A 14175-nucleotide genomic window follows, 5' to 3' on the forward strand; every position below is an offset into this window, starting at 1 on the left:
TCGCCGCATCAGACTTCATAGCGCACCGCATGCGCTTCGGTGGGCAGCGGCACATCCCAACGCAGCAGCATCGCCTCGAGCGCGCGGTTCGTCAGCGAGGTGTCACGCCGCGCGTTGCGGCGCAACAGTTCCGCGCGCGGCTGTTCGAGGTAGACGAGCGTCACGTCGGCGTGATACGCAAACAGCAGGTCGAGGGTTTTCTTGCGCATCAGCGGCGACAGGTTCGTCGCATTCCACACGAACGGTTGTTGCGCGCGCAACAGCACCTTCGCGGCGTCGACCGCATGGTGTGCGACCGCGCCCTCGTTCTGCCCATGACGCAGCCCCAATGCATCGCGCGCATCGTCGAACGACACGACCGGCAGATCCGGATGATGCCGCGCCACCCACGTGTTCTTGCCCGACGCGGGCAGGCCCGACATCACGACGACCTGCGCGCCCGGTGTGCGAAACAGCGGATAGTCGGGATGCACGTCCGCGCCGCGAAAGTAGCTGAGCGCCGTGTGCGCATCGGCGAATGCACGCGGCTGGCCGTAGCAACCCTCTTCCCGCGCCAGTTCGCGCAACAGTTCGATGTTGTCGAGCACGCGCGGCGTGTCGTCGCAGATGCGCCCGCGGATATCGGCTTCGGCAAGCAGGCACAGCAGCGGCAGGCTGACCTGCCACGACAGCTCGCGCGCGATGAACTCCGGTGTGCCGCGGCGCGCCCCGCTCATCGCGAAGAACGGCACCTGGTGCACGGCGATCATCCGGCAGATTGCCTCGCGCACTGCGAACGGCACGCCGGCATCCCACAGTGCGATCCGCGCATCGATCGCGCCCTTGCGCGAGTGGCCGGGGTGGCCGATCGCACCGGTAACGGGATCGACGACCGTCGTGCCATGCTTCGCGATGTCGTGCAGCAGCGCGGCCAGGAACACGATCTCCTGGTCGCCACGCGACGCGGCCTGGTACTCGGGCAGCGCGAGCAGCGCATCGATCACCATCATCGTATGCGTCCACACGTCGCCTTCGCCGTGGTGCGCGGGCTCCTGCGGGGTCGTTTTCGCGTGTTCGAGCGCGGGAAATGCCGCGAGACACGCGTGATAGTCCGGCTGCCGGCCGGGCGCAGGCACGAGTGCCTGAAGGTGTTCGTACTTCATGATCAAGACTCCTCTCGAAACGGCGTACGGCCGTTCCGCATTCATGGGTTCGGGCGCGCGGCGGGATTCGATGCCCACGTGAGCGTCGGGCGCGGCGCATACAGGTCGACACCCGGCGCGAGCAGGTTCGGGATGAACGGCTGCTCCGAGTGATGGCGCGCCGATTCGAGAATGGCCTGCACGAAATCGTGGCGCACCCACTTCAGGCGCGCGGTCGTCGTGTCGTCCTTCTCGACCTTCACGTAGAGCCCTTCGGAGCGCTCCGACTTGTCGCACTGCTGCCATGCACGCGCGAGGTCGAGCCCCTGCCGCCGCACCGTTTCCTCGAACGCGCGACGCCAGTCCGGCGTCTTCGCGAGCGATGGGCCGAGCATGGCCTTCAGGTCCGCGAGTCGCGCCGGCGCGATGCCTTCGTACAGCACGGGTACCGACAGCACGGGCCCGTCGGCGAGCAGCGCGCGACGCGCGGGTGTCGACAGGAAGCGGCCCGTTGCGCGATCGAACACGTCGAATTCGAAAAAGTGATGCGGCAGCGCGTCGTAGAACACCGCGTGCTTCTTGCTCATCGTCTCGCCGTACATCACGTAGCGATCGCCGAGGCGATCGAGCAGCCAGCCCGCATGGGCGGCGGCCCAGGTCTTCACGAACCCGAACTGCCGCTCGCGGCCGCCGCCGGCCAGATAGTGGCCGCGTGACTGCAGCAGCAGTTCGCCCGCGGGGCTGAAGCTGATGCCCGTGTTCGCGCCGTCGAGCTTTTCCTCGACGACGAGATGCGCGCCCGCGAGGGTGCGATAGGGAACGTGGTCGTGACCTTCGTCGCCGTCCTGCAGGCGCGAGCCTTCGAGGTGCGGCGTGCGTGGGTAACGGGCGAGGTCGAGCGATTGCGCGTAGGCGCGGAAATCCAGCGTCATGGTCTTTCTCCGGAAATATCAGAAAAAGCCGACGACGTGAACGAACGATGGGGTGTGCGTTGCGGTGTCAGTGCGTGTCCGGGCGCGGCCCTGCGATCACTGTTCCGGCGCCGCGAGGCAGACGGGAACGGGCAGGACGACACGCGGCCGGGACGGCAGTCGTCGGCGTATCAGGCGAAGGAACGAATGTTTGCGGGCACTTGGATCACCGATTCGATGAGGGTTCAGGGATGAAGCAGGCGGATGCTACGAAACGGCATGTGCGCTGTCAAGCGTGGTTGAGTACGGTCGCCTCGGTTGTCGGCGTGCGTCGAATGCTTGCTGCGGCGTGCCACGTGCGCCATCGACATGGGAATGATCCGGATTCCTATTTGTGTGTTTTTCGCCACATCGAGCCGTGGTTCAATGGGCAACGACGCGCTCCCCGCTTGTTGCGCGCATCGCATGCATGCTAGAGTCGCCGCCATTCCGATCAACCCCTCACTCGCAAGGAGAAAAAATCATGACGTCACGCCAGCACTCCTCCCGTCGCGGGTCGTAGTTCGGGTTTTTCGCGTCCGTTCGTCTCATCGTTCACGCCAAGCAGCACATCGTATCGCCGTCACGGCGACGAGCCGGGTCGTTCCGATCCGGTCGTGCCGCCCTCTTCCCGACTTCCGATGTCGGGCAGCGCCTGTGTGCGCTGCCTGCGCCATGGCCCGCCGTTCTTCCTTTTCATCGAACGGAAACCTCCATGGGCAATTCCATGCAATACCTGGGCGAGCGCGTCACGTTGTGCGCTTGCGCCACCACCTGGATCGAAGGTGAGGCTATCCGGCAGCTCGAACACGCTGCCACCCTCCCCGGCATGCGGCGCGTCGCCGGCATGCCCGATCTTCACCCCGGACGCGGCTACCCCGTCGGCGCCGCGTTCTTTTCGACGGGCCGGCTGTATCCGGCGCTGATCGGCGGCGATATCGGCTGCGGGATGGCGCTGTGGCAAACCGCGCTCGATGCGCGGCGCGTCAGTGCGTCGAAGCTCGCGAGCCGGCTCGGCTCGATCGACGCCACACCCGATGCAAGCTGGCAGCCGCTTGTCGCGGCCGCCGGGTTCGCGGATCACGCATACGCGGCATCGCTCGGCACGATCGGCAGCGGCAATCATTTCGCGGAGGCGCAGCGGATCGACGCGGTGTACGACACCGATGCCGTTGCAGCGCTCGGCCTCGATCCCGATCGCCTGCTGATGCTCGTGCATAGCGGATCGCGCGGCTTCGGCCAGTCGATCCTCGAGCAGCACATGCGCGAGCACGGCTACAACGGCCTCGACGACACGAATGCCGCCTGCACGGCGTACCTCGCGCGTCACGATGCGGCGTTGCGCTACGCCATCGCGAATCGCGACCTGATCGCGCGGCGCATGCTGGCGCGCTGGCGCACCGACGGCGGGTGCGTGCTCGACGTGAACCACAACCTGGTGAGCCGCGCGAGCGTCGACGGCGAGCCGGGCTGGCTGCATCGCAAAGGCGCGACGCCGGCCGATGCGGGGCCGGTCGTCATTCCCGGGTCGCGCGGCGACTACAGCTACCTCGTCGCGTCGGTGCGGCCCGACGATGCGGCCAGCTTGGCGTCGCTGGCGCACGGTGCGGGCCGCAAGTGGGCGCGCGGCGATTGCAAGGGGCGTCTCGAACGGCGCTTCACGCCGTCGCAGCTCACGCGCACGCCGCTCGGCAGCCACGTGATCTGCGAAGACCGCGAACTGCTGTACGAGGAAGCGCCGCAGGCCTACAAGCCGATCGACAGCGTCGTCGACGCGCTCGAAGCGGCCGGGCTGCTGCGCAAGCTGGCGCGGCTCGCGCCGGTGCTGACCTACAAGACGTCCGGGGAGGCTGGCCGATGCTGATGCAGATTTCTTCGGCACACGGCCCGCTCGAGTGCCAACTGGCCGCGGCCAATGCGTTGCGGCGCCTGCAGGCGGAAGCCGATGCGCAGCACGTCGTCGTCACCGTGCTCGATGCGCAGCCGGGCGAACGCTCCGGCACGCTGCGTTCGGCGCTGCTCGACCTCGACGGCGAAGGTGCGCAGGCGCTCGCGGATCGCTGGACGGGCACGCTGCAATGGATTTGCGCGAGCCCGTACCGGTTGCGCCATCCGCGCAAGAACTGGTTCATCGGCGTCACGCGCTGCGCCGACGCTCAGCCGCTGCCGGATGGCGATGTGCGGTTCGAAGCGATGCGCGCACGCGGGCCGGGCGGCCAGCACGTGAACAAGACGAGCTCCGCGATTCGTGCGACCCATGTCGCGACCGGCTTGTCGGTGCGCGTGGAAAGCGAGCGCAGCCAGCACGCGAACAAGCGCCTGGCGCTGCAGTTGCTGCAGGTTCGCCTGCAGCACGAGGCCGACCGTCACGCGTCCGAGGCGCGCCGGCAGCGGCGGATGCAGCACTTTGCGCTGGAGCGCGGCAACCCCGTGCGCGTGTTTTACGGGGCGGCGTTCGTGCCGGCCGACTGAGCACGAGCGCCTGGCCGCCGGTGGCTTTCGCGCTGGCGGCCACGTAATCCGACTCATGGTTTTCCCGGCCTGCCGGTTGCGCGAGCGCGCCATCGGCTCCGGTGCATGACCGCGCGCCAGGCAGGCTGCACCGGCCTGCCGCGTGCATGCCGGCTGTCGCGTGTTCCGCACCCTTTCTGCGCAGGAAAGGACGCTTGAAGCATCCGCAATTATCACGTGCCGCGGATTTGCCCACCATGTGTCGAACGATCGGGACAGCCCGCCTATTCGGCCCTTTCACTGGACTTGCGATGCCTGCCGCCACGTCGTGCGACCGGATGCAGCGCGCCGGTCGCGAACGGCCGGGCCTCGCGCCACGGCGTATCGATAATCAGGAGACACGATGAACAGCCATTCCCTCGATCTCGGCGGCAACGCGGGCGGACCCGCGTCCGCACGACCGCCGGCCGCTGCCACTGCCGCCGGCGGCGATGCGTCGGCCCGCCCCGCCCGCCGCGTCACGCTCGGCGATTTCATGGACGACCTGCCGGTCGGCGCGTTGCACCGGTTCGTCGTCTGGGTGATCGGCATCGGGCTGTTCTTCGACATGTACGAGATCTTCCTCGTCAGTACGATCGGTTCCGCGTTGCAGAACGAATACGGGCTGAGCCGGCAGAGCACCGATTTCAAGCTGCTGCTGGCATCGGCGTTCATCGGCATGTTCGTCGGCGCGATGTGCCTCGGCAGCCTCGCCGACCGCATCGGCCGGCGCAAGGCGTTCCTGCTGACGCTCACGTGGTACAGCGCCTTCTCGCTGGTCGGCGCGTTTTCGGTGAATGCCGACATGCTCGTCGCGTGCCGGTTCCTGACCGGCATCGGCGTCGGCGCGATCTATCCGGTTGCGGACAGCTTCCTGTCCGAGATCCTGCCGAAGGAAAAGCGCGGCAGGCTCGCCGCGTGGGCCTATACGACTTCCTACGTCGCGGTGCCGCTCGTCGGGTTTCTTGCGCTGTGGTTGAACCCGCTTCATGTGGGCGGCGTGGCCGGCTGGCGCATCATCCTCGCGATCGGCAGCCTCGGCGCCGTGTACGTGCTGTTCGTCCAGCATCGGCTGCCGGAGAGCCCGCGCTGGCTGCTCGCGCAGGGTCGCACAGCCGACGCGCATGCGGCATTGCGGCGCTTCGCGGAAGGCACCGGCGTGCGCGTGCCCGAGCAGTTCGCGGAGCCGGTCGAGCCGCAACGGCCGCTCGGGCTTGGCGAGCGTATCGCGCTGCTGCGACGCGAACCGTACGGCGCGCGCTATGTGATGCTCGCGATCTTTCACCTGTTTCAGGGCTTCGGTTATTACGGGTTCGGTACGCTGGCCGGCACGGTCGTGAAAAGTCGCGGCTTCGACGTGACGGACAGCACGCTGTTCATCGCGCTGTCGTTCATCGGCTATCCGATCGGCTCGTTGCTGTCGATTCCGTTGCTCAACTGGATCGAGCGCCGCACGCTCGTGATCGTGTCGATCCTGTCGATCGCCGCGTTCGGGCTGTGCTTCGCGTATTCGGGCAATACCGTGCTGATCGTCGGCTTCGGGTTCCTGACGACTTGCGCGTCGAACGTGTTCAGCAACGCGTATCACGTGTACCAGGCGGAGATTTTCCCGGCGCGCGTGCGCTCGACGGCGATCGGCAGTACCTATGCGCTGTCGCGCATCGTCAGCGGGGTGTTGCCGTTCGTGTTGTTGCCGGTGCTTGGCAGTTATGGCGCGGGTGCGATGTTCGGGGTGATCTCGGTCGCGCTCGGTATCGTCGCGGTCACGCTGCGCGTGCTCGGGCCGCTGACCACGCGGCGCAGCCAGGATGAGATCAATCCGGTTTGAGCGGATGTCGCCGAGGGGGCACGGAAACGCGCTCCCTCGTCACGATGGATGTTTCGCGGTATCCGTCGCTTGCCGATGCATTGAAGTCGTTCGGACTACCGGGAAGCACACGCTCGACGCAACCTCAGATATCGACCGTGATCGACCGCATGACAACCCCTGTACCGCCGGCCATCAATCGCGAGATCTTGCCACCGTCGACATCAAGGAGCACCTTGACGACGCTTGGCGAAGGCTGTGGCATCAAGTGCCCTTGCTCAATGGTGATTTCCGTGTCGCCTGCCCCATCCGCTCGTACAGCAAGCACGCCAGCGGCCCGGCTGCAGTTCCTGTCGCCGACTCCTCGGCAATGCCGAAGCGCGGCGCGAACATGCGGGCTCCCGCATGACGACCGGGTATTTTCGTCGTCGTCGAGAATACGTAATAGCCAATCAAGTCAAGATCGTCGCTGATCGATTCAATCGCGTGCGGGTCCGGACGAATCGCCGCCACGGACTGCTCGTCGGGCAATGCAATCATCAGAAAGCTGTTGCCGGTGTTGACGACGGTCGGGCTTTCGACACCATGGATCCGGGCAGTCGATACGCCCAGCGATTGAGCGATTTTCGCGGAGAACGGGGAGTCCGCTTCGATTGCGCGATAAGTTGGGGAACGCTGCTCCATTAGAACGGTGTCGCCATCGATCACGATGTCTCGGCATCCGTCGATCGTCTCTTTCGACGACTTGCCGTCACCTACCCTGCCGATTGCGCTCAAGAGGGAAAATGTGGCGATCGTGGCATGGCCGCAATGCGCGATCTGCCGCGTCGGCGTAAAGAATTCCAGCTTGATCGTTGCAATATTCGATTTCGACACGAACGCGGTTTCCGACAATGCGGCCTGCTGCGCAACATGCAGCTTCTGGCCTGCGGTCAGCGCATCGGCATCGATCACCACGCCCGCAGGATTGCCCCCGGCTTTTCCGTCCGTCAAAGCGTTGACGATCTGAACTTCAACTCGCACTAGTCCTCCCGATGAACGAACCTCAAACGAAGCGCGACGAACACATGCGTTCGTGTCATTGATCGGCGATCTTACGTTTGGCGCCGACTGACTGCAACCGCCCAAGGCGGCGCAATCGGCAGAGACTTGCCAACCGGTACTTTCCTGCCTAATCGTTGCTCGTGGTGGGGCGGCAACCATACAAGCCTCGAGTCGCCCCGTTCGCCATCCTCGTTCAGTTGGCTTTGGCAGATGGAATCTTGTGAATTCCCGACGCGTCCTGTCGAAGACCGGAACTGGAGGCAGCCCCGCCTCACCTTGCCGACATGAAATCGAACAGCTTCGCGATATCGGTCGTCAGCACGGCGCCGGCCTTCACCCCCACCCACAGCGTTCTCGTCGCCCACGCGTCGTCGAGCTTTACGACCCCGAGCCGCGCCGCGCGCTCGCCGGTCACCGCATCGCGCGGCAGGATGCCGATGCCGAGCCCCGCCTCGATCATCCGGCTCACGCCGTCGAAATTCGATACCTGGATGCGCAGCTTCAGCGAGCGCTCGACCGCAAAAGCGGCGTCGGTCATGCGCGCGAGCAGCGAGCTGCCGTCGCTGAGTCCCACGTAGTCCTCGTCGAGCGTATCCGCGAAGCGGATGCTGCCGCGCGCGGCGAACCGGTGCGTGCGCGGCACGAGCAGCACGAGTTCGTCGCGCCGGTACAGCCGCCGTTCGATGCCGGGGGCCGGCACGTTGTCGGCGAACACGCCGAGATCGGCCTTGCCGGACGCGAGCGCGTCGACGATCTCGTGGCTCAGCCGCTCCTCGAGGCTCACCTTGATGCCCGGATGGTCGGTGAGGAACGCGGCGAGATCGGCGGGCAGGAACTGCACGATCGCGGACGTGTTGGTCCACACGTGGATGTGGCCGCGCACACCGGCGACGTAATCGCTCATCTCGTGCGCCATCCGGTTGACCTGCTCGATCACCTTCGCCGCATGGTCGAGCAGCGCGCGGCCCGCGGGCGTCAGCTCGACACCGCGCGCATGCCGGACGAACAATGCACTGCCCGTCACGCTTTCCAGCTCGGCGATGCGCTTGCTGACCGCGGACAGCGTGAGCTGGCCGTGTTCGGCCGCTTTCGTCAGGCTACCGTGCTCGGCGACGAGCGCGAACACGCGCAGCGACTGCAGATCGAAATGAAGCGGATTCACCATGTCGTGGGTCCTGGGAAGGCCGTGCCGGCGCCCGCCGTCGGCGCGGCGGCCTGACGCGGATCATACGCCCGGCCGCCCCTGCGCGATACCGCGCGTCTAGCGCGGCGCGATCGACAGCAACGCGGTGAGCATCGCACCGTCCGGCTTCTCGAGATCGTCGAGCACGTCGAAGTGCTGCATGCCGGGCAACCCGACGTGGACGATCCGTTCGCCGGCCGCTTCGCACGCCGTCGCGTAGTCGTGTGCTTGCCGCACGAGTTCGGGCAGCTCGGCTTCGCCGGCCGCCACCACCGTCGGCGCGCCGGGCCCGACATGGCGCAACGGGCTATATGCGTCGACTTCGTGCGCGGTGAGCTGCAGGTTGTCGTTCAGGCAGCACAGCGAGATCGGTTCGAGATCGACGAGCGGACTGATCGCGAGCGCCGAGACGACGGCCGGATGCGCGCGATGCACGGCCGTCAAGTGGCCGCCGGCCGAATGGCCGCTCAGGTGGATCGGCCGCTTCGCCGTGCCGAGGCCGTCGGGATCGCTCGCGAGGTAGTCGAGCAGCGCGCCAATCTCGCCGACGATGTCGGTCATCGTCGCGATCGGCGCGAGCGTGTATTCGGCGAGTATCACGTCGAAACCGCGCGCGAGCGGCCCGCTTGCCGCGTACGCGAAATCCTCTTTCGCGCAGTGCTGCCAGTAGCCGCCGTGAACGAACACGAACAGCGGCGCATCGGGCTGGCCGCACGACAGCCAGTCGAAACGCTGCGCGGGTTGCGCGCCGTAACGCAGGTCGCGCCGGACGGACGCGGTTGCATAGAGCGCTGCGCTGCGCGCCTGCATCGACGTGAGCAACGCGGGGAAATCGGGTACCACCTTCGTGTTCAGATAAGCGGCGTCGAGCGCCGCGCGGTCCATGCCGCGATAGAGGATCGTCATCGGGAATTGCCTGGGTCGGGTTGCGCAAGTGCGGACGCAAGCGTTGCGTCCGCTGCGAAGGCGGCTTCTCAGTCGCCGATGCCTGCATTATCCGCAGCGCGGCATGGGCCGGCTATCCGGAATCGGCGAGCGCGGAAACCGGCTGTCCGATTTCGGCGGGAGATCGGCGCGGCGTGCAGTCGCACCGTGATCAGGTCCGCACGCGTGAGTGCGAAGCGGCGAGACGACGCGGTGATGCGCGGGTGCTCAGATCAACTCGGAAATCTCGATCAGGTTCAGGTCGGGATCGCGCACGTAGACCGACCGGATCTTCTGCGTCGCGCCCGTGCGCTCGACCGGCCCTTCGACGATCGGCCAGTCGACGCGCTTCAGGTGTGCAATCACGTCGTCGAGCGGCACCGACGCGATGAAGCACAGGTCGAGCGCGCCGGGCACCGGCACGTGCGCTTTCGGTTCGAACTCCGCGCCGCGCACGTGCAGGTTGATCTTCTGGTTGCCGAAGCGGAAGGCGATCCGGCCCGCGCCGAAGGTTTCGAGCTGCATCTGCAGCACCTCGGTGTAGAAATGCTTCGTCCGGTCGGGATCGACGCAGGTCAGCACGAGATGGTCGAGGTGATCGATCAGCGCCATGAGGTTCGCTCCTGTTCGTGGTTCATGAGAACGCGCGTTGCGCGGGCATGTCGCCGGCGTCCGCGCGCGGCGGCGGATGCAGGTCCGAGCGGCGCCCGGCTTTCAGGATCTGGCTCGGCACGTCATGACCGATCAGCGCGGGCAGCCGTGCCGACGCGGCCAGCACGGCCGCGAGATCGATGCCCGTGTCGTAGCCGTCGAGTTCGAGCATGTGCACGAGTTCTTCGGTGCACGCATTGCCGGTCGCCCCTGGCGCGTACGGGCAGCCGCCGAGCCCGCCGAGCGACGCGTCGAAGCGGTCGATCCCGGCATCGAGTGCCGCGAGCGTGTTCGCGAGCGCCATCCCGCGCGTGTTGTGGAAGTGCAGCGTGAGCTGCAGCGCGCCGAAGCGTTCGCGTGCCCGTGCCGACAGGTCGCGCACCTGCGACGGAAACGCCATGCCCGTCGTGTCGCACAGCGTGAAGCCATGCACGCCGAGATCCGCGAAGCGCTGCATCCACGCGAGTACGCCTTCGGCTGCGACATCGCCTTCCATCGGGCAGCCCATCGCGGTCGACAGCGACACGTTGATCGCGACACCGGTGCCGCGTACCGCGTCGATCACGTCGCGCAGTTGTGCGAACGACTGCTCGCGCGTCATCCGCAGGTTCGCGCGGTTGTGGCTTTCGCTCATCGACATCACGAGGTTCACTTCATCGACGCCGCACGACAGCGCGCGCTCCGCCCCGCGCACGTTCGGCACGAGCACCGTATAGACGACACCCGGTGCGCGCGCGATGCCGTGCATCACGGCCTCCGCGTCGCGCAACGCGGGGATCGCCTTCGGCGACGTGAACGACGTGACCTCGATCTTCGCGTAGCCGCACGCGCTCAGCGCATCGACGAGCGCGATCTTGTCGTCGGTGTCGACGAAGGCTGCTTCGTTCTGGAAACCGTCGCGCGTTGCGACTTCGTGGAGGTAGAGCCGTTTGCGTTGCCAGATCATGTTGTCTGCTCCTGTTTCCGCATCTCAGATCACGCCGCGCGTGCGCCAGTCGCCGCGCGTCGCCGCATCGATACCGAGCGATTCGAGTACCGCGTCGGTATCCGCGCCGAGCGCGGGCGCCGCGTGTTCGATGCGCCCGGGCGTCGCGCCGAGCTTCGGCACGATGCCGGGCACGAGCACCGGCGTACCGTCGGGCAACGCCGCATCGACGAGCATGTCGCGGGCGCGGTAATGCGGATCGGCTGCGATGTCGGCCACGTCGTAGATGCGCCCGGACGGGATGCGCGCGTCGTTCAGCGCGGCCAGCACGGCGTCGAGATCGTGCTGCGCGCTCCATTCGCCGATCGCCGCGTCGATGCGTTCGACCTGCGCGACGCGCCCGTCGTTGTGCGCGAGCGCGGGATCGTTGCCGAGATCGGGCCGGCCGATCAGCTCCATCAGGCGCCGGAAGATGCTGTCGCCGTTGCCGGCTATCAGTGCGTACTTGCCGTCATGGCAGCGGTACGCGTTGGTCGGCGCGATGCCGGGCAGGCTGCTGCCGGCCGCCTCGCGCACGGCGCCGAACGCCGAGTATTCGGGCAGCAGGCTTTCCATCATGTTGAATACCGACTCGTACAGCGCGACGTCGACGACCTGCCCGTGGCCGCCCTGCTGCTCGCGATGCCGCAGCGCGAGCAGCACGCCGATCACGCCGTGCAGCGCCGACAGCGAATCGCCGAGCGAGATGCCGACGCGCACCGGCGTGCGGCCGGGCTCGCCGGTCAGGTGCCGCAGGCCGCCCATTGCCTCGGCGATCACGCCGAAGCCGGGGCGGTCGCGGTACGGGCCCGTCTGCCCGAAGCCCGACACGCGCAGCATCACGAGCCCCGGGTTGATCGTGGACAGCGCGTCCCAGCCGAGCCCCCAGCCCTCGAGCGTGCCGGGCCGGAAGTTCTCGATCAGCACGTCGGTTTCCGCGACGAGACGGCGCACGACGTCCTGCCCTTCGGGCGTGCGCAGGTCGAGCGTGAGCGAGGTCTTGTTGCGCGACTGCGCGGCCCACCAGACCGAGGTGCCTTCATGCAGCAGCCGCCATTTGCGCAGCGGGTCGCCGAGCCCGGGCGGCTCGACCTTGAGCACGTCGGCGCCGAATTCGGCGAGTATCCGGCCCGCGAACGGCCCGGCGATCAGTTGGCCGAGTTCCAGCACGCGAATGCCGTCCAGGGGGCGTGTCATGGCTGTCTCCGATGCAATCGTGGTGTCGATGAAGGCGATCATGACCGCGTTCGCGCCCGGCGAAAATCGATCGATGCTCAACCCGCCTTTCCGTTTCGGAAAGGCGCGCGTCGCGCCCGTCATGCACGCGTTGCGTCAGCCTTTCCATCCGGGAAAGCGCGCTCGCGCAACGGGCAAACGACGGCACGCGCGCCGCCGGCAGAATCGAACCCGTTCCGCGCCCGCCGGGCGCCTGTCAGCGGGACCCGCCATGTTTTCTGCTTCCTCTCCCGCGAAGATCGTGTTTCTCGACCGCGCGACGCTGTCGCCGCACACCGTGCTGAAGCCGTTTCCGTTCCCGCACGTATCGCAGACCTTCGAGCGGACGGCCGCGCACGAGACGGCCGCGCGCATCCGCGACGCGGACATCGTCGTGACCAACAAGGTGCGGCTCGACGCGGCAGCGCTTGCCGGTGCGCGACGCCTGCGGATGATCGCGATCGCCGCGACGGGCACCGACATCGTCCGTCTCGACGCGTGCGCGGCGCACGGCATCGTCGTGAGCAACATTCGCGGGTATGCGGTCCGCACGGTGCCCGAGCACACGTTCGCGCTGATCTTCGCGCTGCGCCGCAGTCTCGTTGCATACCGCGACGCGGTGCGTGCGGGGCGCTGGCTCGACAGCGGGCAGTTCTGTTTTTTCGATCATCCGATTCGCGACCTGGCCGGCTCGACGCTCGGGATCGTCGGCGACGGCGTGCTCGGGCGCGCGGTGGCCGGCATCGCCCGCGCGCTCGACATGCGGGTGCGGTTCGCGGCGCACGGCGATGCGGCGGGGGACGACTACGTGCCGCTCGACACGCTGCTGCGCGACAGCGACGTGATCACGCTGCACTGCCCGCTCACGCCCGCGACGCGGCACCTGATCGACGTGGCCGCGTTCGCGCGGATGGCGCGCCGGCCGTTGCTGATCAATACCGCGCGCGGCGGGCTCGTGGATGAAGGTGCGCTCGTCGACGCATTGCAGTTGGGGCAGATCGCGGGCGCGGGGTTCGACGTGGTCACGCAGGAGCCGCTGCCGGCTGCGCATCCGTTCCACGCGATCCTGTCGCATCCGGCCTTCATCCTGACGCCGCACATTGCGTGGGCGAGTGACGAAGCGATGCAGGCGCTCGCCGATCAACTCGTGGACAACGTCGCCGCGTTCGTGGATGGCGCACCGCGGCACGTGGTGTGACGTGCGTGGCGCAAAGTGCGGCGGGAGGTCATTTGAACCGCGCAAACAGAACGGCCCCGCTCGATGGCTCGAAGCGGGGCCGGCAGAATGTGGGGCTGCTTACGCCAGCGACTCGGCACGTTACGGGTTCGTGCATCCGCCCTATCTTGCGGCCGGTTTCTGAATTCCTGATGGGCTCTACTTTAAGGAATCCAGACGACCAGCGATATAGGACAAGTCCGAAACTGAATGGGGCCAATTCTGGAAACGGCCGTTTCGATCGCGGTGCGCCGCGACCGACGCAAAGGTCAGTAAGCGGACATCTCGACGCAAGGATCGACCTTGGATGGCGAGCAGATGACCGAATACTTGGCGCTCTCGCGCATCAGCGCTTCGCCTTCGTGCAGCGCGATCTTGATCTCGGGGTGACGCTCGTACGCGAGGAAGGCCGAGCACACGACGGCGGACATCACGACGAGGGAAAACACAAATTTTTCAAGGGTTTGGAAACGTTCAGGCATGGTTCGACCTATCTCTTAGGCCGTGATTATATCTCGAAATAAGGGTTTTCCCTATAATCGAGCCCGCATACCGAGGATGCGTTCGGTCCTTGGGGGCAGGTGTTCGCGCCCCTTTTCGCTGAATCGGT

At 66.8% G+C, this 14175-nt stretch carries 13 protein-coding genes; 4 read left to right on the forward strand and 9 right to left on the reverse strand.

Annotated features, from left to right (window positions below; all coding sequences use genetic code 11):
• Nucleotides 1-8 precede the first annotated feature (8 nt).
• Nucleotides 9-1142, reverse strand: a complete 1134-nt coding sequence (locus tag CFB34_RS32520) for an AAA family ATPase (protein ID WP_089440126.1) — start codon at nt 1140-1142, stop codon at nt 9-11.
• 41 nt (nt 1143-1183) lie between these two features.
• Nucleotides 1184-2053: an RNA ligase family protein gene (locus CFB34_RS32525; protein ID WP_089440125.1), complete on the reverse strand. Its 870-nt coding sequence runs from the start codon at nt 2051-2053 to the stop codon at nt 1184-1186.
• Between the two features lie 733 nt (nt 2054-2786).
• Here CFB34_RS32525 and CFB34_RS32530 point away from each other — a divergent pair.
• The 3 genes from CFB34_RS32530 (at nt 2787) to CFB34_RS32540 (ending at nt 6389) form a co-directional block, all read left to right on the forward strand.
• On the forward strand, nt 2787-3935 hold the full coding sequence (locus CFB34_RS32530; protein WP_089440124.1) for an RNA ligase RtcB family protein: 1149 nt from the start codon (nt 2787-2789) through the stop codon (nt 3933-3935).
• The gene (gene prfH, locus CFB34_RS32535) at nt 3929-4543 is read left to right on the forward strand and encodes a peptide chain release factor H (RefSeq protein ID WP_089440123.1); all 615 of its coding nucleotides are present in this window, start codon (nt 3929-3931) and stop codon (nt 4541-4543) included. Before CFB34_RS32530 ends, prfH begins: the two co-directional genes overlap by 7 nt.
• Before the next feature lie 382 nt (nt 4544-4925).
• Entirely contained in the window at nt 4926-6389 is a 1464-nt protein-coding gene (locus CFB34_RS32540; protein ID WP_089440121.1) for an MFS transporter, read from the forward strand.
• Nucleotides 6390-6632: 243 nt separating this feature from the next.
• On the opposite strand, the gene CFB34_RS32545 is transcribed toward CFB34_RS32540, so the two are convergent.
• From CFB34_RS32545 to CFB34_RS32570, 6 genes are all read right to left on the reverse strand, one after another.
• Nucleotides 6633-7391: a PhzF family phenazine biosynthesis protein gene (locus tag CFB34_RS32545; protein ID WP_242808720.1), complete on the reverse strand. Its 759-nt coding sequence runs from the start codon at nt 7389-7391 to the stop codon at nt 6633-6635.
• 292 nt (nt 7392-7683) lie between these two features.
• On the reverse strand, nt 7684-8577 hold the full coding sequence (locus CFB34_RS32550) for a LysR family transcriptional regulator (protein ID WP_089440120.1): 894 nt from the start codon (nt 8575-8577) through the stop codon (nt 7684-7686).
• 96 nt (nt 8578-8673) lie between these two features.
• Complete coding sequence (locus CFB34_RS32555) at nt 8674-9501, reverse strand: alpha/beta hydrolase (RefSeq protein WP_089440119.1); 828 nt, start codon at nt 9499-9501, stop codon at nt 8674-8676.
• Nucleotides 9502-9747: 246 nt separating this feature from the next.
• Entirely contained in the window at nt 9748-10131 is a 384-nt protein-coding gene (locus CFB34_RS32560; protein ID WP_089440118.1) for a VOC family protein, read from the reverse strand.
• Nucleotides 10132-10153: 22 nt separating this feature from the next.
• The gene (locus CFB34_RS32565) at nt 10154-11116 is read right to left on the reverse strand and encodes a hydroxymethylglutaryl-CoA lyase (protein WP_089440117.1); all 963 of its coding nucleotides are present in this window, start codon (nt 11114-11116) and stop codon (nt 10154-10156) included.
• Nucleotides 11117-11140: 24 nt separating this feature from the next.
• A complete protein-coding gene (locus CFB34_RS32570; protein WP_089440401.1) occupies nt 11141-12331 on the reverse strand; it encodes a CaiB/BaiF CoA-transferase family protein in 1191 nt (396 codons plus the stop codon).
• Nucleotides 12332-12581: 250 nt separating this feature from the next.
• Between CFB34_RS32570 and CFB34_RS32575 the strand changes: the two genes are divergently transcribed.
• Nucleotides 12582-13547: a D-2-hydroxyacid dehydrogenase gene (locus CFB34_RS32575; protein ID WP_089440116.1), complete on the forward strand. Its 966-nt coding sequence runs from the start codon at nt 12582-12584 to the stop codon at nt 13545-13547.
• 287 nt (nt 13548-13834) lie between these two features.
• Here CFB34_RS32575 and CFB34_RS32580 read toward each other — a convergent pair whose 3' ends face one another.
• Nucleotides 13835-14047, reverse strand: coding sequence for a hypothetical protein (locus CFB34_RS32580; RefSeq protein ID WP_006497261.1), 213 nt, complete (start codon nt 14045-14047; stop codon nt 13835-13837).
• Between the last annotated feature and the right edge of the window lie 128 nt (nt 14048-14175).

Source organism: Burkholderia sp. HI4860 (assembly GCF_002223045.2).
Lineage (GTDB): Bacteria > Pseudomonadota > Gammaproteobacteria > Burkholderiales > Burkholderiaceae > Burkholderia.